General features: G+C 69.9%; 15 protein-coding genes. 13 read left to right on the top strand and 2 right to left on the bottom strand.

Features of this window, described 5'->3' with window-relative positions; all coding sequences use genetic code 11:
- Positions 1-6: 6 nt before the first annotated feature.
- The 6 genes from mycP (at position 7) to ACE4Q9_RS09000 (ending at position 5,517) form a co-directional block, all read left to right on the top strand.
- Positions 7-1,254 (top strand): type VII secretion-associated serine protease mycosin, encoded by a 1,248-nt coding sequence (gene mycP / locus ACE4Q9_RS09025; protein ID WP_397983724.1) that lies wholly within the window; start codon positions 7-9, stop codon positions 1,252-1,254.
- Between the two features lie 153 nt (positions 1,255-1,407).
- Positions 1,408-1,839: a hypothetical protein gene (locus ACE4Q9_RS09020; protein WP_397983723.1), complete on the top strand. Its 432-nt coding sequence runs from the start codon at positions 1,408-1,410 to the stop codon at positions 1,837-1,839.
- Positions 1,839-3,536: a hypothetical protein gene (locus ACE4Q9_RS09015; RefSeq protein ID WP_397983722.1), complete on the top strand. Its 1,698-nt coding sequence runs from the start codon at positions 1,839-1,841 to the stop codon at positions 3,534-3,536. Before ACE4Q9_RS09020 ends, ACE4Q9_RS09015 begins: the two co-directional genes overlap by 1 nt.
- 28 nt (positions 3,537-3,564) lie before the next feature.
- Positions 3,565-4,764 carry a S8 family serine peptidase gene (locus ACE4Q9_RS09010; protein ID WP_397983721.1) on the top strand — a complete coding sequence of 400 codons (1,200 nt, stop codon included), beginning with the start codon at positions 3,565-3,567 and terminating at the stop codon, positions 4,762-4,764.
- A gap of 80 nt (positions 4,765-4,844) precedes the next feature.
- Positions 4,845-5,183, top strand: coding sequence for a WXG100 family type VII secretion target (locus tag ACE4Q9_RS09005; protein ID WP_397983720.1), 339 nt, complete (start codon positions 4,845-4,847; stop codon positions 5,181-5,183).
- 31 nt (positions 5,184-5,214) lie between these two features.
- Complete coding sequence (locus ACE4Q9_RS09000) at positions 5,215-5,517, top strand: WXG100 family type VII secretion target (protein ID WP_397983719.1); 303 nt, start codon at positions 5,215-5,217, stop codon at positions 5,515-5,517.
- Positions 5,518-5,706: 189 nt separating this feature from the next.
- Here ACE4Q9_RS09000 and eccCa read toward each other — a convergent pair whose 3' ends face one another.
- Positions 5,707-9,672, bottom strand: a complete 3,966-nt coding sequence (eccCa, locus tag ACE4Q9_RS08995) for a type VII secretion protein EccCa (protein WP_397983718.1) — start codon at positions 9,670-9,672, stop codon at positions 5,707-5,709.
- Between the two features lie 306 nt (positions 9,673-9,978).
- Here eccCa and eccD point away from each other — a divergent pair, with 306 nt between their 5' ends.
- The gene (gene eccD / locus ACE4Q9_RS08990; protein ID WP_397983717.1) at positions 9,979-11,472 is read left to right on the top strand and encodes a type VII secretion integral membrane protein EccD; all 1,494 of its coding nucleotides are present in this window, start codon (positions 9,979-9,981) and stop codon (positions 11,470-11,472) included.
- A 64-nt stretch (positions 11,473-11,536) separates the two neighbouring features.
- Positions 11,537-13,027, top strand: coding sequence for a PQQ-binding-like beta-propeller repeat protein (locus tag ACE4Q9_RS08985; protein ID WP_397983716.1), 1,491 nt, complete (start codon positions 11,537-11,539; stop codon positions 13,025-13,027).
- Between the two features lie 84 nt (positions 13,028-13,111).
- Here ACE4Q9_RS08985 and ACE4Q9_RS08980 read toward each other — a convergent pair whose 3' ends face one another.
- A complete protein-coding gene (locus tag ACE4Q9_RS08980) occupies positions 13,112-13,405 on the bottom strand; it encodes a DUF397 domain-containing protein (protein WP_397983715.1) in 294 nt (97 codons plus the stop codon).
- A gap of 282 nt (positions 13,406-13,687) precedes the next feature.
- Here ACE4Q9_RS08980 and rpsO point away from each other — a divergent pair, with 282 nt between their 5' ends.
- The 5 genes from rpsO to ACE4Q9_RS08955 all read left to right on the top strand — a co-directional run bounded on the left by rpsO (position 13,688) and on the right by ACE4Q9_RS08955 (position 19,176).
- On the top strand, positions 13,688-13,975 hold the full coding sequence (gene rpsO, locus ACE4Q9_RS08975; protein WP_030177470.1) for a 30S ribosomal protein S15: 288 nt from the start codon (positions 13,688-13,690) through the stop codon (positions 13,973-13,975).
- Between the two features lie 334 nt (positions 13,976-14,309).
- Complete coding sequence (locus tag ACE4Q9_RS08970; RefSeq protein WP_397983714.1) at positions 14,310-16,526, top strand: polyribonucleotide nucleotidyltransferase; 2,217 nt, start codon at positions 14,310-14,312, stop codon at positions 16,524-16,526.
- Entirely contained in the window at positions 16,523-17,902 is a 1,380-nt protein-coding gene (locus ACE4Q9_RS08965; protein ID WP_397983713.1) for a M16 family metallopeptidase, read from the top strand. Before ACE4Q9_RS08970 ends, ACE4Q9_RS08965 begins: the two co-directional genes overlap by 4 nt.
- Positions 17,903-17,953: 51 nt before the next feature.
- Positions 17,954-18,706, top strand: a complete 753-nt coding sequence (gene dapB / locus ACE4Q9_RS08960; RefSeq protein WP_397983712.1) for a 4-hydroxy-tetrahydrodipicolinate reductase — start codon at positions 17,954-17,956, stop codon at positions 18,704-18,706.
- A gap of 14 nt (positions 18,707-18,720) precedes the next feature.
- A complete protein-coding gene (locus ACE4Q9_RS08955; protein WP_397983711.1) occupies positions 18,721-19,176 on the top strand; it encodes a hypothetical protein in 456 nt (151 codons plus the stop codon).
- The last annotated feature ends 2 nt before the right edge of the window (positions 19,177-19,178 follow it).

The raw sequence follows: 19,178 nt of genomic DNA, 5'->3' as shown, positions 1-19,178 counted from the left end.
AGCCACGTGTCGTACCCGCGTCTGCTCCGTACCGCGGTGATCGCGGCCGCCACGCTGTGCACCGCCGCTGTCGCTCCGGCCCCGCCGGCCGCCGCCGACTCCTTCGCCGACCAGTGCAACTTCCCGAACAAGGTGTACTCCGGGCGCCCCTGGGCCCTCCAGCGTGTGTTGCTGGACGAGCTGTGGAACCAGTCCAAGGGCAAGGACGTGCGCGTCGCGGTCATCGACACCGGCGTGGACACCCAGAACCCTCAACTCGCCCACGTGGTGGACGCGTCGAGCGGCGCCAACTTCCTGCCGGCGAAGAACACCAAGGGCCAGAAGATCGACCGCGGCAAGGCGAACGGCACGACGGACACCGTCGGACACGGCACCCGCGTCGCGGGCATCATCGCCGCCCGGCCCATGCAGGGAACGGGATTCGTCGGTCTCGCACCCGAGGCGACCATCATTCCCATCAAGCAGAACGACGCGGAAGGTGACGGCACCGCGGCCACCCTCGCCCAGGCGATCGAGCACGCGATCAAGGTGAAGGCCCAGGTCATCAACATCTCCCAGGACACCGCGAACGCCATACAGCCGGCCGACGGCCTGCGCCGCGCGATCGACGACGCCCTGGCGCACCAGATCGTGGTGGTGGCCTCCGCGGGCAACGACGGCCTCGACGGCAACGTCAAGCTGACGTACCCGGCGTCCTATCCGGGTGTCCTGGCGGTCGCCGCATCCGACCGCAACAACGAGCGCGCGTCCTTCTCCCAGTCCGGCGACTTCGTGGGCGTCGCAGCCCCCGGCGTCGACATGATCTCCACCGTGCCCAAGGGCGGCCACTGTTCGGACAACGGCACGAGTTTCTCGGCCCCGTACGTGGCCGGTGTCGCCGCGCTCATCAAGGCGAAGCACCCCGGCTGGACGGCGCGCGAGATCGTCGCCCAGATCGAGCAGACCGCGGAGCGCTCGGTCGCCGGGCACGACATGCTGGTCGGCTGGGGCGTCGTCGACCCGGTCCGCGCCCTGACGGACGACGAGCACACCATCGAGAAGCCAGACCCGCACGAGGGCCTCAGTCACGCCCAGGCGCCGACCCCGGCCCGGCTGGTGCTCGGCGAGACGGCCGACGAACGCAACGCCCGACTGGCGACGTACGTGGCCGTCGGGGCGGCCGTGCTGGTGGCGGCCCTGGCGGGGGTGGCCGTGGCGATCCGTGACGCCCGCAGAAGGACGGCGGACGGCGGTCCGGGGCGGTCAGCGGCGTGAAAGATGCGTGAAGGCCGCCGGGCCACAGCAGACTTGTCACACAAGTCAGTTGGGGGGTGTCAGTCACGTTGACTACAGTGACTGCGTTGCGAAGACGAACGCTTGGGGACCGCTGCCGCCCCGAGCAGGGGACGGAAACGGGGGTGGCGCGACGTGCGGCCTGACGACGGCACGGGCGGACTGAAGGTCGGTCTTGAGGCACTGAAGACCTTTAAGACACGTGTGGACGGGGTGCTCGACACTTTCGAGCGTTCGCCCGGCGCGGCGAAGAAAGTGGCGATGCACACGCTCGCCGCCGATTCGTTCTGCGGCCACGGCGGCTTCCCCGAGGCCACCGGTCTGCACAGCCAGTACACGCGGGTCCACGACCGCCTCGTGACGCTCTCCAAGTCGCTGACGCTACAGATCGAGGCGATGCAGATCGCCGTGCACGGCGCGGACATCGGTTTCGCGAATCTGGACGACGACGAGCGGCGGCGGTTCCACGAGATCCGCATGGAGATCAACGAGAAGTACGGCGATGAGCGGAAGGATCAGCAGCACCGGAACCACACCGTCGGCAAGCGATCCGACAGGGGCTTCTGATGGGCGATCACAACAAGCAGCCGGACGTGCACCAGTTCGATCGCTGGGGGGCCGACCAGCAGTTCAAGCAAGAGCAGTTGGCCATGAACAAGCACCAGTGCGCCGCGCCGAGCCTCAACAAAGCGGGCGGTGGCTGCACGGTCAGCGACTTCGAGAACCACCAGCTGAACGACATGATCGACATGGTGCATGCCGCGAAGCCGGAGGACCTGGAGAACGCCGCCAACGGCTTCTGGGACGCACGGGACGCCATCTGGAACGCCGCCGGTGAACTCCTGCAGAACATCGGCCGGATCGACTGGCATGGTGAGGCGGCCACCGCGTTCCACAGCTGGGCCGGCGACCTCGTCAACCACGCTTACGACCTCGGCGGATTCGCGGACAACGTGGCCACCCAGGTGTCCGCGGCCAGCATGGGACTCGCCTCCGTACGCAGCTCCATGCCGCCCCGTGACAACCGGCCCAAGGGCATTCTGCCGGGCGAGCAGGCCAAGTTGGATCCGGGTGGCATACAGGCCCAGATGGTCGAGAACCACCGCCAAGAGGCCATCAACCAGATGAACCGTCTGGCGTCGTACTACGCGGTCTCGGAGGGGAACCTGCGGGGGCTGAGCGAGCCCAAGTTCGGGAAGATGCCGGACATGGGGGTGCCGATGGCTTCTGCAACCCCGGTGAGCGACAACGGCGCCGGGGCAGGCCAGACGTCTCTTGCGCACGGGTCCGGGAGCAGGCAGGTGCACGAGCACGAGCACGCCGTCTCCGCTCCGGCCGGCCCCGGTGCAGTCGCGAGCGACCCTGGGACGAAGCTCCACCATGTGGTCCTGCCGCCGGAGCAGCATGTCCACGTGGACCCGGCCCAGCACGTCGGCACCCACATCGACAGCACCAACAGCCTGCCTCCGGACACGAAGCCGACGGTGCCGGTCGCGCCGCCGACCGCACCCGGTTCTGGTGGCGGTGGTGGGGGGCCGATCGCTCCCTCCCCCACCGGCCCCGTGGTCCCACCGGTGGGCATGCCCGTGCCACGCGCTGGAGCGGGTGGCGTCCGGGGCCCGGTCGGGCCGTCGCGGACGGCCGTACCCGCTGTCGAGGAACCGGAGGCCGGAGCCGGTGCGGGGCGCGGCCCCATCAGTGGGGTGCGGCAGTCCGTCGTTCCCGGTCAGGTGGGCGCGCGCGGTCCGGTGTCGCCGATGGGCAGGACCCCCACGGGGCAGTCCCCCATGGGGCAGTCCCCCATGGGCAAGGCTCCGGTGGGCCGGGGCCCGGTCGGCCGCGGCATCGTCGGCGGCACGCCTCGGACCGTGGGCGTGCCCGGCGAGCGCATCGGTGAGACGGGCCCGACTGGGGCGGCACGCACTGGCGGTGTCATCGGTGGCCGGCCGACCACGCCCTCCGCGAAGGGCGTCAACGGCTCGCGGGTGCCGCGCGGCAAGGTCATCGGCGGTGAGCCCGCCGCGCGTGACGCGCGTGCCGTCGAGCGACCCGGCCAGCGCGGGGTGATCCGGGCGGCCGATCCGGAGGGTGCTGAGGCGCAGGCCGCGGGTAGGCCCGTGGCGCCCAACGGCAAGACACCGACGGTCAGGAACGGCGCTCGTGTCTCCGACGAGCACGTGCCGGGCCGCCCGGCGGCCCGACGCTCCACACGGCACCGCGACGACAAGAAGTCGCGCCGGCGGCAGGCGCCGGAGACCGAGTAACGAGATGAAGCGAGGACGTACGAGAGGCATGTTGTCAGCGAGCACGAGACGACTGACCGCCGCGTGTGCAGCGCTCGGCGCACTGATGGCTCTGCCGGTGGGCCTGGCCCCCAGCGCGGCTGCCGCCGACGTCCAGTCGCAGCAGTGGTACCTGTCGGCGATGAAGGCCGACGAGATGTGGAAGACGAGCACGGGCAAGGGGGTCAAGGTCGCCGTCGTCGACTCGGGCGTCAACCCGTCGACCCCCTCCCTGCAGGGGCAGGTGCTGGCCGGCGAAGTGCCGAAGTCCCTTTCCTACGGAGCCACGAAGGACATCACCGGCCACGGTACGACCATGGCTGAAATCATCGCCGGAACCGGTCACGGTGGCGGAATGAAGGGCCTTGCTCCGGACGCCAAGATCGTGCCCTACCGGGTCGCGGTACGGGGGATGAATTTGTCCGAGGAGAACAAGGCTCCCGACCCGGCTGCGGTGATCAAGGCCATCGCCGACAGTGACGTGAAGATCATCAACATGTCCTTCGCCGACGACATCAGCTACGACGACGTGCAGGCGGCGATCAAATACGCAGCCTCCAAGGGCAAGCTGATGTTCGCGGGCACCGGCAATGACGCCGAGACGAGCAACAAGGACATGTACCCGGCCTCGTATCCCTACGTCGTCGGCGTCTCTGCCGTTGACAAGACCGCAACGGTGGGAAAGTTCTCGAACCACGGCTCCTCCGTCGATCTGGCGGCCCCTGGCGTGAACTTGCCGGCATGGTGTAACGCGAAGTTCCAGTCGTACTGCCCTCATGGGTACGGCACCAGTGATGCCACGGCCATCGCCTCGGCCTCCGCCGCACTCATCTGGTCAGCCCACCCGGACTGGACCGCCAACCAGGTCCTCCGCTCGCTGATCGACACTGCCAGCCGGACGTGGCCCAAGGACACTCCCAGCAACTACCTCGGCTACGGCATCGTCCGCCCCCGCAAGGTGCTGGAGAACCCCCACTACGACCCCGGCCCGGCGAACGTCGATCCGCTCGCTGTGGAGGACGGGATCGCCAAGCCGAAATCGTCCCCCCCGGCCTCCGCCAAGCCCACCCCCGGCCGCACGACCTCCGCGGCCGACACCAGCTCGAAGTCGTCCGGCAACACACTGACGTGGGTCGTCGGAGCCGCCGCCGCACTCGTGGTGATCGGTGGCGCGGCCTTCGCCGTGAACCGGTCGCGACGACGTGCCTGACGGTTCACAGGAAAGGCGTCACCACCCGGTGATGCGCAGTCAAGAAAGCACAGCTCGCTCTCACGAAGGGGAGTGCCGCAATGGCCGACGGCCGTAAGTTTGTAGATGAGCACGCGAAAAAGCTCGAGCAGAACGTCATCGACCGCTACGACTCCGTCACCAAGTGCCTCGGTCGGCTCCAGGGCACGATCGACATGATCGAGACCCACTGGACGGGTCAGGGCTCCAACGCGTTCAAGACCAAGCAGCACGAGATCAACGAGCACATGGCCGCCATCGGCCGCATGCTCGAGGACTTCCTCCAGGGGATCAACCTCAACCAGAAGGAAAAGACCAAGCTCGAGGACGAGCTCCACTCGACGATCAACAAGATCGAGGTCGACGCCGGCGCGAGCACCTCCGCGCTGAACCTGTACTGACCACGATCGATCACCCGAGAAAGAGGAAGACATGACCACTCCGCACTATCAGGACCTGGCTGTCAAGTACGGTGCGTTGGACGCGCTCACCACCGAGCTGGGCAACGTGGCAAAGCAGCTCGAGGACGACCTCGGCGCGCTGAAGAAGGCGGTACACGACGCGGCCGAGGGCTGGGGCGGCGAGGCGTACGACGCGTTCCAGCGAAAGTCCGTGAAGTGGGACCAGCACGCCAGTGGCATCCACCAGGCGCTGATGTCCATCACCCAGCGGGTGCACGCGGCCGGCGGCGACTACCGCGGCGGCGACCTCAAGGGCGCCAGCTACTTCGAGTAAGCCGAACGCCGCGAGAACGGCGAGGGGTGGGCACGCGCGGGAGGTGCCCACCCCTCGGTGTTTTCGCCGACAGCGCGCCGACCGCTGTCACCGTCACTGTCGCCGACCGCCGCAGCCGCGAAGCGACCGAGGGGCCGGAGCCGGACGAACGCGTCCGGCTCCGGCCCCTCCGCCGTTCCCGCGGAATCCTCAGTACTCCGCGTCCACCAACCCCGTCTGCACCAGCATCTTCCCCCGCCTGCGCGACACGAAGACGCCCCGGCCCGCCGGCATCGGCCGCGGCCGCACGCCGCCGAGGATGTCGCCCTCGCTCGGGTCGCCGGCCAGCACCACGCCTTGCGCGCCCAGCTCCATCATCCGCTGCATGAACGCCTCGAACGATGCCCGGCCCGCGCCCGCGGTCGACCGGGCGATGATGAACCGCACGCCGACGTCACGGGCGAACGGCAGCAGATCGGTGAGGCCGCTCAGCGGGTTTCCGCTGGACGTCGACACCAGGTCGTAGTCGTCCACCACCACGTACACCGTCGGACCGCGCCACCAACTGCGCTCCCGCAGCTGCTGGGCCGTCACATCGGCCGTGGGCGTACGCCGTTTCATCAGGTCGGCGAGGGCCACCATGTGGTGGTCCATGGCGTTGGACATCGGGATGTACTCGGCCAGATGCGAGGCCGGGGTGACATCCAGCAGCGAACGCCGGTTGTCGACCACGAAGAACTTCGCCTCGTCGCCCGAATAGCGCTGCGTCAGCTGCCTGATCAGGAGCCGCAGCAGGTTCGACTTACCCGACTCGCTCTCGCCGAAGACCATGAAGAAGGGGTCCGTCTCGAAGTCGGCGAACACCGGTTCCAGGTCGTTCTCGTCGATGCCGAAGGCGACCCCCTGCCGGGGGAACCGGTCTCCCGCGGGCAGTTGCGCCACGGGGAGTTCGCGCGGCAGCATCCGCACCTGCGGCGCCCCCGGCGCCTGCCAGTGCCGGGAGACCTCGGCCGCCAGCGCGGCCGTCGCATCCGCCAGGTCCGTGTCGGACGTCAGGCCGTCGATCCGCGGCACCGCCGCCATGAAGTGCAGCTTCTGCGGCGACACACCGCGGCCGGGCACCCCCGCGGGCACGTTCGCCGCCACCTTGCGGTCGATCTCGGAGTCCATGGTGTCACCGAGCCGCAACTCCAGGCGGTTCATCAGATGGTCCTTGAGGTTGGCGCGGACCTCCATCGAGCGCGACGCCGTCAGCACCAGGTGGATGCCGTAACCGAGGCCGCGCGCGGCGATGTCCAGGACGACCGGCTCCAGACTGTCGTAGTCGGTGCGGAAGTTTCCCCAGCCGTCGATGACCAGGAAGACGTCGCCCCACGGCTGGTCCGTGACCGAGATCTCGCCGCGGGCGCGCCGGGTGCGGAAGTCCTGGATCGAGGCGATGCCCGACGTCCGGAAGTACTCCTCGCGGCGCCGCAGCACGCCGTAGACCTCGGCCACCGTACGGCGCACCCGCTCAGGGTCCAACCGGGAGGCGATCCCGCCCACGTGCGGCAGACCGGACACCGCCGCCATGCCACCGCCACCGAAGTCGAGACCGTAGATCTGCACCTCGTGCGGCGTGTGCGTCAGCGCGAAGGAGCAGATCAGCGACCGGAGCAGGGTGGACTTGCCGGACTGCGGGCCGCCCAGGAGCTGCAAATGGCCCGCGGCACCTGAGAAGTCGAGCCACAGCGGCTCACGGCGCTGCTCGTACGGCTTGTCGACGAGGCCCACCGGTACGACAAGGCGTCCCGCACCCTCGTAATCCGGCTGGGTGAGCCCGCGCCCCTGGACGGCCGTGAGCTTGGGCAGCAGCCCGTCCAGCGAGGGCGGGCTGTCCAGCGGCGGCAGCCACACCCGGTGCGCCGCGGGCCCCTGCGCCTCCAGCCGGCGCACGATCACATCGAGCACCGTGTCCGCGAGCGCGTCGTCGACCTGCGCCGCCGACTCCGTGCGCTGCTTCGGCACCGGCGCGTAGTGCACGGGCACCTCCGCGGCCGTGAACAGCACCGCGCGCCGTTCGACGGGCAGCGGACCCCCGGCCGCAGCGCCCTGCCTGCCCCCGGAGCGGTACACCCCGGAGACGTACGCCGCCTTGAACCGCACCATTTCGTCGGTGCCGAACTTCAGGAAACCGGAACCGGGCACGTTCGGCAGCTCGTAGGCGTCCGGGACGCCGAGCGCCGCGCGGGACTCGGCCGCGGAGAAGGTGCGCAGACCGATCCGGTACGACAGATACGTCTCCAGGCCGCGCAGCCGGCCCTCCTCCAGGCGCTGCGAGGCCAGCAGCAGGTGCACGCCCAGCGAACGGCCGATGCGGCCGATCTGCACGAACATCTCGATGAAGTCCGGCTTGGCCGTCAGCAGTTCGCTGAACTCGTCGATCACCAGCACGAGCGAGGGGATCGGCTGGAGCGGGGCGCCGGCCGCGCGCGCCTTCTCGTAGTCGTGGATGTTGGCGTAGTTGCCCGCGTCGCGCAGCATCTCCTGGCGGCGGTTCAGCTCGCCGCGGATCGAGTCGCCCATGCGGTCGACGAGCGTGAGGTCGTCGGCCAGGTTGGTGATGACCGCCGCCACGTGCGGCATCTGGGCCATGCCGGCGAAGGTGGCGCCGCCCTTGAAGTCGGCGAGGACGAAGTTCAGGGTCTCCGAGGAGTGGGTGACCGCGAGGCCCAGTACCAGGGTGCGCAGCAGTTCCGACTTGCCGGAACCGGTCGCGCCCACGCACAGGCCGTGCGGGCCCATGCCCTCCTGCGCGGCCTCCTTGAGGTCCAGCATCACGGGCCGGCCGTCGGGACCGACACCGATCGGCACCCGCAGGCGCTCGGCCAGCCCCCGCGGCCGCCAGGTGCGCTGCGGATCGACGGACGCCGCGTCACCGAGGTTCAGCAGCTCGGTGAACTCCAGGTTCGCCAGCAGTGGTTCGTCGTCGTCACCGCCGGAGGCCAGCCGCAACGGGGCCAGCTGCCGGGCGAGGGCCTCGGCGGACTCGTACGACAGGGCGTCCGGCGTGCCCTCGTAGACCTCACCGTCCGCCGACTCCAGGCGCAGGAGGCCGCTCTGGGCGACGACCGCGAGGTCGCCGCGGGCGCCGGTGGGCTCTCCGGGCACGACCTCGATCACCGTGACGCCTTGCAGCCCCTCCATGTTGGACAGGACGGAGTCCGGCGGCAGGGACACCCCGTCGAGTACGACGACGATATGGGGCTCCTCCAGGAGCGGCGCGCCGCTCGGGTGGAACCGGGGGCGGCCGGCCAGACGGTCGGCGAGCAGCGTTTCCAGCTCGCGGGCGTCGGGACCGATCAGCCGCCGGGTGCCCGCCCCGTCCACCGCGTCCGGCGCCTGGGCGTGCGGCAGCCACTTGACCCACTCCCAGCGCGGCAGCGCCTCACGGCCGGCCAGCACCGCGACGATCAGGTCCTCGGGGGAGTGCAGCGCGGCCAGCGAGCCGGTGAGGGCACGCACGGTCGAGCGCGCGCACTCCGCGTCGCCGCTGACGGTGACGTGGTAGAAGGCGCGCAGAGATACGGCCATCGGCAGATCGTTCAGGGTGCCGTGGACGTCGAGGAATCGCTCCATGGCCCCGGCCGTGAGTGGTTCCAGCCGGCCTGGCGGGCCGGTCTCGGGCGCGATGAGGGGGGTGGCCAGCTCCTGGGAGCCCAGTCCGATGCGCACCTGGGCGAAGTCCTCGTCACCCGGCCTGCGTTCCCAGACCCGGCTGCCCTCGGCGACCAGCGCCCACAACTGTTCGGGCGAGGGATGCAGGTAGTACTGCGCGTCGCGCTGTGCCTTCGCGGTGTCCACGGCCGCGCCGCGGGTCCCCGACAGATACCGCATGTAGTCGCGCCGCACATCGGCGAGTTGGCCCTGCGAACCGCGCCGGAAGCGGATGATCATCGCGATGGACATGCCGACCGTCGACGCGATCATCACCATGCCCATGATCTTCATGAACGGCTGCCCGTTCGTGAAGAAGAAGACCACGGAGCCGCCCATACCGAGCGTCGGCAGCAATTGCATGAGGACGCTTTCCTGCGGCCCCCGCGGCAATTCCGGAGGAGGCTGGAGAACGACCTCCCCCGTGGGCACTTCGGACGGCAGCGCCCGCGGCGGGCGCTTCACGACGATGTGGCTCACTGCTCCCCAATTCCCTTTGCCAGGCCCCAAGAATGAGGTCCGCCCCCCGTTGACGGACGGACGCAGGCCGCCGCGTGATCCTACTGACTCCATGAGTCAGCGGTGCGGGGTAGGGTGCCGGGTGTTCGCTTGAGCACACGCGAACAAACCCCGTGAACCGGGGTATTCCGTGCGAGGCGTCATCGCGTGCCACCCCTGGCGGAGCCGGTCGGCGCCCGCTGCGTCGATTCCCGGGAATTCCAGGCGGGGAGGGGCGCGGGATTTTCACATCACGGACGCAGGATCATCACTGAGGGGGAGTACGAGGTGAGCACGACGGCCACGGGAACAGCGCTGCCCGGCACCGGAACGGGGTCGGGGCTCGGTTTCTGCCGGGTCACGATCGTCGCGCCCGACAGCCGGATCGACGTCGCGCTGCCCGACGACATCCCGGTCGCCGACATCTACCCGGAGATCCTCCGGCTCTCCCGGCAGGACCCCGCCGAGGGCGCCCCGGTCGGCTACCACCTGGTGCGCCGGGACGGCACCGTCCTCGACAGCGCGCGCTCCTTCGCCGCACAGCGGATCCTCGACGGCGAACTGCTCACCCTGCGGCCCTTCTCCGAGTCGCTGCCGCCGGCCGTCTTCGACGACGTCTCCGAGGCGGTCGCCTCCTCGGTGACCCGGCATCGCACCCTGTGGAGCGACGACCTCACCCGCGTCGGCGGTCTCGTCGGCGCGGGCGTCCTGTCCGCCCTGCTCGCCTTCGTCGCCTGGCAGGCCGACCCCCGGCACGACATGCACAGCCTGCCCGGCGTCCTCGCGGGCGTCGCCGGAGTGCTCCTCGTCGTCTTCGCCGCCGTCCGCGGCCGGGTCTACGACGACCGGGGCTCCGCGATCGCCCTGGGCCTCGGTGCCCTGCCCAACGCCGGTGTGGCCGGCTCCGGCCTCCTCACCCTGGCGCACGGCCAGGGCGTCGGCAAACTCCAGTTCCTGCTCGCGTGCGCGGCCGTCCTGCTCGCCTCGGTCGTACTGACCCTGTGCACACCCGGCGGGGACGCCCCGTTCGTCGCCTTCGTCCTCGCGTCCGCGCTCGGCCTGGTCACGGTGTTCACGGCCGTCCTCGTGCACTGGACACCCAAGGACATCGCCGCCCTGTGCGCGCCCCTCGCGGTCGGCGGCCTGGCCTTCCTGCCGGGGATGTCCATGCGTTTCGCCCGGCTGCCCATCGGCTTCGAGCCGCCGAACTCCGCCCAGAGCAGCGCCTACGGCACGGAGACCGTCGTACAGGAGCCGGTCGACCTGAAGCGGATCGAGGCACAGGCCCGCCGCGGCCACGAGATCCTCGTCGGGCTCGTCGGCGGCTGCGCGCTGACCGCCCTCGCCTCCTGCGCGGTACTCGGCTTCTCCGACGACATCTGGGCCCAGCTGCTCGCCCTCGCCACGGCCCTGGCCCTGCTGATGCGCGCCCAGCTGTTCCGCTACACCGGACAGGTCGCCCCGCTCCTGGCGGCCGGGCTCGGCTCGCTCGTGCTGCTCGGCCTCGGACTGGCGCTCAATCCGCCGCAGTCCATCCTGCGTGACGCGCTCACCGGCGACCGCTCCGGCCTCGACATCCGCGCCATCTGGCTCGCCGCGGCGATCGCGGGCGGCGCGGCCCTCGTGGCGGCCGTCGGGCTCATCGTCCCGCGCCGGGGCCTGAGCCCCTTCTGGGGACGGTTCCTGGAGATCGTCGAGGGCTTCGTCCTCCTCACGCTGGTCCCCCTCGCGCTCGCCGTGTTCGACGTGTACTCGGCCGCCCGCGCGATGACCAGCAAGTGACCCGGGCCCCGTACCGCCGGACCGCCCGCCCCCGGCGAGGCGGCGAAGAGAAGGACCTCGCAGCGTGAGCTTCGGCCCGCCCCCGTCCGCATACACACAGTCCGCGCTGGCGGCCGACGAGTCGCGCAGCCGACGACGCCGACGCCTCCTGGGGGCCATCGCCGCGGCCGTGGCGATCGTGCTGTGTGTCGGCGCCGGTGTGTTCTGGTACCACTCGTCCGGCGACCGAAAGGGCCCGGCCGACGCCAAGCCGGCCCGGCAGTCCCCGGACGACGTGCGCGACAACCGCCTGAGCACGGAGAAGCCGCCCGTCTCCCCGGAGGGCCAGACCGTCGTCAACCACGAGGAGAAGGTCCCCAAGGGCCGTTTCCGGTACTCGCCCGGTCTCTGGGCCACGGGCAAGATCGTCGCGCGGGGCGTCTCCAACCGGATCACCGGCTACAAGATCGGCTATTCGCTGGACCCCGACAACACGGCCTGGACCCTGCACCTCGACGGCCCCCTCTGCGCCGTCAGCCATGACGTCACCGTCGACGGCCGCACCGCGGTCGTCGTCCAGTCGGCGAAGGACAGCTGCGACCAAGTGCTCGTGTTCGATCTCGGCACCGGCAAGCAGCTGTGGAAGCAGAAGATGCCGTCCGCCGACTTCGCCGACTTCTCCGTCATGAACGTCGCCCTGACCCGCGGTGTCGTGGCCGTCGCCTGGGGAGAGGGCTCGGTCGCGTACGACATGGACAGCGGCAGGCGGCTGTGGAACACCACCCTCGCCACCTCCCAGTGCCACGACACGGGCTACGTCGGGGGCCCCGTCCTGCTGGCCCTGGTCACCTGCAAGCAGGCCGACGAGAAGACCTACCGGGTGGAGAAGCTCGAACCGCGCAGCGGCAGGGTCGTCTGGCGGTATCCGGTCAGCAAAGGCGTCCAAAGGGTGTACCTGCCGTCCTCCGACCCGCCCGTGATCGCCATCGCGGCCGGGGACATCATGGTCACGGACCTGATCACCCTGAACCCCGGCACGGGCGAGCTCCAGGCCACCATCTCGCTGAAGAAGTACGAGCCCGAGTGCGCCCCCGCGGACGGCTTCGGAGTCGTCGACAAGTGCACGGGCATCGCGGTCGGCCGCGACCGGGTCTTCGTCATGAGCAAGGACTCGGTCGGCATCTTCAAGCCCGCCAACCACATCACGGCATTCGACGTCCGGAAGGGCACGGCCGTCGCCACCTTCCAGGGCCGGCCATTCCAGAACGTCCTCCCCGTCCGCATGAACGGCGACGACTTGATCCTCTACCGCAGCAGCCTGGACGACGTGCAGCCCGCGGCCATCGTCGACTGGAACCCCCGCACCGGCAAGGAGACCCCGTATCTCTTGTTCCACGTGCCTCAGGGAGACATCAAGTACGGGGGGAAAGTGGAGGACAACCCCGAGTTCTCGTTCATCCTGTACCAGCAGGGCCACGCGTTCTTCGCCCCTTACCAGTTGGAGTTCGACGACTGGCGCAAGGCAGGCTCGGTCGTCTCGGTGTTCGGCGTCGGCACCGCCGGCCTCAAGCACTGACCCCGCACAGCTGAACCGAGCCCGCGCAGACGGAAGGGGCGGCACCCCCAGGGTGTGCCGCCCCTTCCGTCGTTCCCGGCGCCCCTACTGGACGTCCAGCCCCCCGTTGTGCGCCATCGGCTTCAGGTCGAACTCGCCGTCCCGCGCCCCCAGCACGAACGCCCGCCACTCCGCCTCGGTGTAGCGCAGCACCGTGTCCGGGTCGAGGGAGGACCGCATGGCCACGGCCCCCTCGGGGAGGTACGCGATCTCGACGCGCTCCTCGTGCTCCTCGGTGCCCGGAGCGCAGTGCCACTCGACGTCCGAGATGTCGAGCGCGTACAGCTCGTCGCGTTCGCGCTCCTTGCGTGCCTTGATCTCGGCTTCCGTTTCCGCCATCTCGCGGCGACCCCTTCCCGACATAACGTACGGTCCCGGTGACGTACAGTCCTGGTGCTCACCCTAGTGGCCGCACGCCGCTCCCCGGAGGGGTTCGCCGACCGGGGGAAACGGGCCCGCCGCTGCCTGGTACCCTGAGTGACGGCCGTTCGTGTACGCACCCCCGGAGCCCCGTGCCCTGGAGGCCGCGCGCAGCGGATCCCCGCCTTCCGAGTCACGGAAGCTCCCCCGAGACGCAGACCGGGGGCACTCGGTGGCCTCAACAGACTATGAGGAGTACGCGTGTCGCTCGACGCCGCTACGAAGAAGCAGATCATCGGCGAGTTCGGTACCAAGGAGGGTGACACCGGCTCCCCCGAGGTCCAGGTCGCTCTGCTGTCCCGTCGGATCTCCGACCTGACCGAGCACCTCAAGACCCACAAGCACGACCACCACAGCCGTCGTGGCCTGCTGATCCTGGTCGGTCAGCGCCGTCGCCTGCTGCAGTACCTGGCGAAGAAGGACATCCAGCGCTTCCGTGCGCTGGTCGACCGCCTCGGCATCCGCCGCGGTGCGGCCGGCGCCAAGTAAGGACGCCGTGAGGGGAGCGGTTCCCGACAGAACTCGGGGGCCGCTCCCTTTGCTGTACGTGCGGAAACGTGCGCGGTGTCACTCACGCTTTGTAGTGTGGTAGCACAACGCAAGAACGCACCGGGCAAGAACGCAGTACGCAAGAACGCACGACACAAGACGAGGAGAAGCGCACCACGCCGCCGCCGGTCCTCGGTAGTGGCCCCCGGGGGGAAGCGAACCCCGGGTGCTTCGATCGAAGACCGGCCCGCACCAGGCGCGCTTCTCCACCACCGTCCCCCTGCCACACGGGCAGGCCAGGGACAAAAGACGATAAGCAACGGAGAAAACGCTAGTGGAGAACGAGACCCACTACGCCGAGGCCGTCATCGACAACGGCGCCTTCGGTACCCGCACCATCCGCTTCGAGACGGGCCGCCTGGCCAAGCAGGCCGCCGGCTCCGCCGTGGCCTACCTGGACGACGACACCATGGTGCTGTCGGCCACCACCGCCTCCAAGAACCCCAAGGACCAGCTCGACTTCTTCCCCCTCACGGTGGACGTCGAGGAGCGGATGTACGCCGCCGGCAAGATCCCCGGCAGCTTCTTCCGCCGCGAGGGCCGCCCCTCCGAGGACGCGATCCTCACCTGCCGCCTGATCGACCGCCCGCTGCGCCCGTCCTTCAAGAAGGGCCTGCGCAACGAGATCCAGGTCGTCTGTACGGTCATGGCGCTCAACCCCGACCACCTGTACGACGTCGTCGCGATCAACGCCGCGTCCGCGTCCACCCAGCTGGCCGGTCTGCCCTTCTCCGGCCCGATCGGCGGCGTCCGCGTCGCGCTGATCCGCGGTCAGTGGGTCGCCTTCCCAACGCACACCGAGCTCGAGGACGCCGTCTTCGACATGGTCGTCGCGGGCCGCGTCCTGGAGGACGGCGACGTCGCGATCATGATGGTCGAGGCCGAGGCCACCGAGAAGACCATCAAGCTGGTCGAGGGCGGTGTCGAGGCGCCGACCGAGGAGGTCGTCGCCGCCGGCCTGGAGGCCGCGAAGCCGTTCATCAAGGTCCTCTGCCGCGCCCAGGCCGACCTCGCCGCCAAGGCCGCCAAGCCGACCGGCGAGTTCCCGATCTTCCTGGACTACCAGGACGACGTGCTGGAGGCCCTGACCGCCGCGGTCAAGCCCGAGCTCGCCCAGGCGCTCACCATCGCCGGCAAGCAGGAGCGCGAGGCCGAGCTGGACCGCGTCAAGGCGCTGGCCGCCGAGAAGCTCCTCCCGGAGTTCGAGGGCCGCGAGAAGGAGATCTCCGCCGCGTACCGCTCGCTGACCAAGGCCCTGGTCCGTGAGCGCGTCATCAAGGAGAAGAAGCGCATCGACGGCCGCGGCGTCACGGACATCCGTACGCTCGCCGCCGAGGTCGAGGCCATCCCGCGGGTGCACGGCTCCGCGCTGTTCGAGCGTGGCGAGACCCAGATCCTGGGCGTCACCACCCTCAACATGCTCCGCATGGAGCAGCAGCTGGACACCCTCTCCCCGGTGACCCGCAAGCGTTACATGCACAACTACAACTTCCCGCCGTACTCCACCGGCGAGACCGGCCGCGTCGGCTCCCCGAAGCGCCGCGAGATCGGCCACGGTGCCCTCGCCGAGCGCGCCCTCGTGCCGGTGCTGCCGACCCGCGAGGAGTTCCCCTACGCGATCCGCCAGGTGTCCGAGGCCCTCGGCTCCAACGGTTCGACGTCCATGGGCTCGGTCTGCGCCTCCACCATGTCGCTGCTGAACGCCGGTGTGCCGCTGAAGGCCCCCGTCGCCGGCATCGCCATGGGTCTGATCTCCCAGGAGATCGACGGCGAGACGCACTACGTCACCCTCACCGACATCCTCGGTGCGGAGGACGCCTTCGGCGACATGGACTTCAAGGTCGCCGGCACCAAGGAGTTCGTGACCGCCCTCCAGCTCGACACCAAGCTGGACGGCATCCCGGCCTCCGTCCTCGCCGCGGCCCTCAAGCAGGCCCGCGACGCCCGCCTGCACATCCTCGACGTGATGATGGAGGCCATCGACCGGCCCGACGAGATGAGCCCGCACGCCCCGCGGATCATCACCGTCAAGATCCCGGTCGACAAGATCGGTGAGGTCATCGGCCCCAAGGGCAAGATGATCAACCAGATCCAGGAGGACACGGGCGCCGAGATCACCATCGAGGACGACGGCACCATCTACATCGGTGCCGCCGACGGTCCCTCGGCCGAGGCCGCCCGCGCCACGATCAACGGCATCGCCAACCCGACGATGCCCGAGGTCGGCGAGCGCTACCTGGGTACGGTCGTCAAGACCACCACCTTCGGCGCGTTCGTCTCCCTGCTGCCCGGCAAGGACGGTCTGCTGCACATCTCGCAGATCCGCAAGCTCGCCGGCGGCAAGCGAGTGGAGAACGTCGAGGACGTTCTCGGCGTGGGCCAGAAGGTCCAGGTCGAGATCGCCGAGATCGACTCGCGCGGCAAGCTCTCCCTCGTCCCGGTGATCGAGGGCGAGGACGGCGACGAGGCGAAGGACGACGCCGAGCAGTGACGTCCCGTAGCTCACAGGTGACGGCCCGCCCCTCTTCGGAGGCGCGGGCCGTCGCCCGTACCCAATCCCTCATCAAGGGCACCGGCGGCATCGGCACCGTCCGCAAGACCACCCTCCCCGGTGGCCTGCGCGTCGTCACCGAGACCCTGCCCTCCGTCCGCTCCGCGACCTTCGGCATCTGGGCGCACGTCGGCTCCCGCGACGAGACCCCGTCCCTGAACGGCGCCACGCACTACCTGGAGCACCTGCTCTTCAAGGGCACCGAGCGCCGCTCCGCACTGGACATCTCCGCCGCCATCGATGCCGTCGGCGGCGAGATGAACGCGTTCACGGCCAAGGAGTACACGTGCTACTACGCACGCGTGCTCGACACCGACCTGCCGCTGGCCATCGACGTCGTCTGCGACATGCTGACCGGCTCGCTCATCGTCGAGGAGGACGTTGACGTCGAACGCGGCGCGATCCTCGAAGAGATCGCGATGACCGAGGACGACCCCGGCGACTGCGTGCACGACCTGTTCGCGCACACCATGTTCGGCGACAACGCCCTCGGCCGCCCCGTCCTCGGCACCGTCGACACCGTCAACGCCCTGACCGCCGACCGCATCCGCCGCTTCTACAAGAAGCACTACGACCCGACCCACCTCGTGGTCGCCTGTGCCGGCAACATCGACCACAACAAGGTCGTACGACAGGTCCGCGCGGCCTTCGAGAAGGCGGGCGCGCTGAAGAACCCGGACGCACAGCCCATCGGCCCGCGCGACGGCAGCCGTACGATCCGCACCTCCGGCAAGGTCGAACTGCTCGGCCGCAAGACCGAACAGGCCCATGTCGTCCTCGGCATGCCGGGTCTCGCCCGCACCGACGACCGGCGCTGGGCCATGGGCGTCCTCAACACCGCTCTCGGCGGCGGTATGTCCTCGCGCCTCTTCCAGGAGGTCCGGGAGAAGCGCGGCCTGGCCTACAGCGTGTACTCGTACACCTCCGGCTTCGCCGACTGCGGCCTGTTCGGCGTCTACGCCGGCTGCCGTCCCAGCCAGGTGCACGACGTGCTGCGGATCTGCCGCGACGAACTCGACCAGGTCGCCGCCAACGGGCTGACCGACGACGAGATCGCCCGCGCCATCGGCCAGTTGCGCGGCTCCACGGTCCTCGGTCTGGAGGACACCGGCGCGCTGATGAACCGCATCGGCAAGAGCGAGCTGTGCTGGGGCGAGCAGATGTCGGTGGACGACATGCTGGCGAAGATAGCCGCGGTCACCCCGGACGAGGTCCGCGCGGTCGCCCGCGACATCCTGGGCAGGCGCCCGTCGCTGTCGGTCATCGGCCCGCTCAAGGACAAACAGGCCGCGCGACTGCACGACGCCGTCGCCTGACCTTCGGAATCGACAAGTCGGCAAGTCAGCAAGGATCGTGAGGAAGCAAGGATGAGCAAGCTGCGCGTGGCGGTCCTCGGGGCCAGGGGCCGGATCGGGTCCGAGGCGGTCAAGGCGGTCGAGGCCGCCGAGGACATGGAGCTGGTGGCCGCCCTCGGCCGCGGCGACAAGCTGGAGACGCTGGCGGAGACCGGCGCCCAGGTCGCCGTCGAACTGACCACTCCCGCCTCGGTCATGGGCAACCTCGACTTCTGCGTGCGCCACGGCATCCACGCGGTCGTCGGCACGACCGGCTGGACCGAGGACCGCCTCGCGCAGCTGACGGGCTGGCTCGGCCAGTCCCCGGAAACCGGCGTGCTCATCGCCCCGAACTTCTCCATCGGGGCCGTGCTGACCATGAAGTTCGCGCAGCTCGCGGCGCCCTACTTCGAGTCGGTCGAGGTGGTCGAGCTGCACCACCCCAACAAGGTCGACGCGCCGTCCGGCACGGCCACGCGCACGGCGCAGCTCATCGCCGAGGCCCGCCGCGCCGCCGGCACCGTGCCGGCCCCGGACGCCACGGTCACCGCGCTCGACGGCGCCCGCGGCGCCGACGTGGACGGCGTCCCCGTGCACGCCGTACGGCTGCGCGGCCTCCTGGCCCACCAGGAGGTGCTGCTCGGCGCCGAGGGCGAGACCCTCACCATCCGGCACGACTCCCTGCACCACAGCAGCTTCATGCCGGGCATCCTGCTCGGCGCACGCCGCGTGGTCACCACTCCGGGCCTGACCTTCGGCCTCGAGCACTTCCTCGACCTGAGCTGAGAACACCCCCTGCCATGCGCGCGAAGATCAACTACCTTGTCACGGCCGCCGTCCTGGTCTTCTACTTCGTCCTGGTCGGCAGCCGCGGCGTGCTGCTCATAGAGGCCGGTACGGCCCTCACCGTGACCTTCGGGATCGCGGTGCTGATCCTGCCGGTCATCGGCCTGTGGTTCCTGTGGAAGAACACCCAGTTCGTCCGGCGGGCCAACCAGCTCGCCGCCGAACTCGACGCGGAGGGAGGCCTGCCGGTGGACGAGCTCAAGCGCACGGCGGGCGGCCGTATCGACCGCGACTCGGCCGACGAGGTCTTCGCCCGCCGCAAGGCCGAGACGGAGGCGTCGCCGGACGACTGGCGCTGCTGGTTCCGCCTGGCGGTCGCCTACCACGACGCCCGCGACACGCCTCGCGCTCGCAAGGCCATGCAACGAGCCATCGCCCTGCACGCGGGCCGCGTCCCGACGGACGTCTGACC

Source organism: Streptomyces sp. AM6-12 (assembly GCF_044327085.1).
In the GTDB taxonomy this organism is placed as follows: domain Bacteria; phylum Actinomycetota; class Actinomycetes; order Streptomycetales; family Streptomycetaceae; genus Streptomyces.
This window is presented reverse-complemented; position numbering and strand designations above follow the sequence as displayed.

Bases quoted from the DNA above. Each gene is read 5' to 3' on its own strand.
- ACE4Q9_RS09015 (WP_397983722.1), top strand. From the start codon at position 1,839: ATGGGCGATCACAACAAGCAGCCGGACGTGCACCAGTTCGATCGCTGG.
- ACE4Q9_RS09010 (WP_397983721.1), top strand. From the start codon at position 3,565: ATGTTGTCAGCGAGCACGAGACGACTGACCGCCGCGTGTGCAGCGCTC.
- ACE4Q9_RS09005 (WP_397983720.1), top strand. From the start codon at position 4,845: ATGGCCGACGGCCGTAAGTTTGTAGATGAGCACGCGAAAAAGCTCGAG.
- ACE4Q9_RS09000 (WP_397983719.1), top strand. From the start codon at position 5,215: ATGACCACTCCGCACTATCAGGACCTGGCTGTCAAGTACGGTGCGTTG.
- ACE4Q9_RS08980 (WP_397983715.1), bottom strand. From the start codon at position 13,405: ATGGCGGAAACGGAAGCCGAGATCAAGGCACGCAAGGAGCGCGAACGC.
- dapB (WP_397983712.1), top strand. From the start codon at position 17,954: ATGAGCAAGCTGCGCGTGGCGGTCCTCGGGGCCAGGGGCCGGATCGGG.
- ACE4Q9_RS08955 (WP_397983711.1), top strand. From the start codon at position 18,721: ATGCGCGCGAAGATCAACTACCTTGTCACGGCCGCCGTCCTGGTCTTC.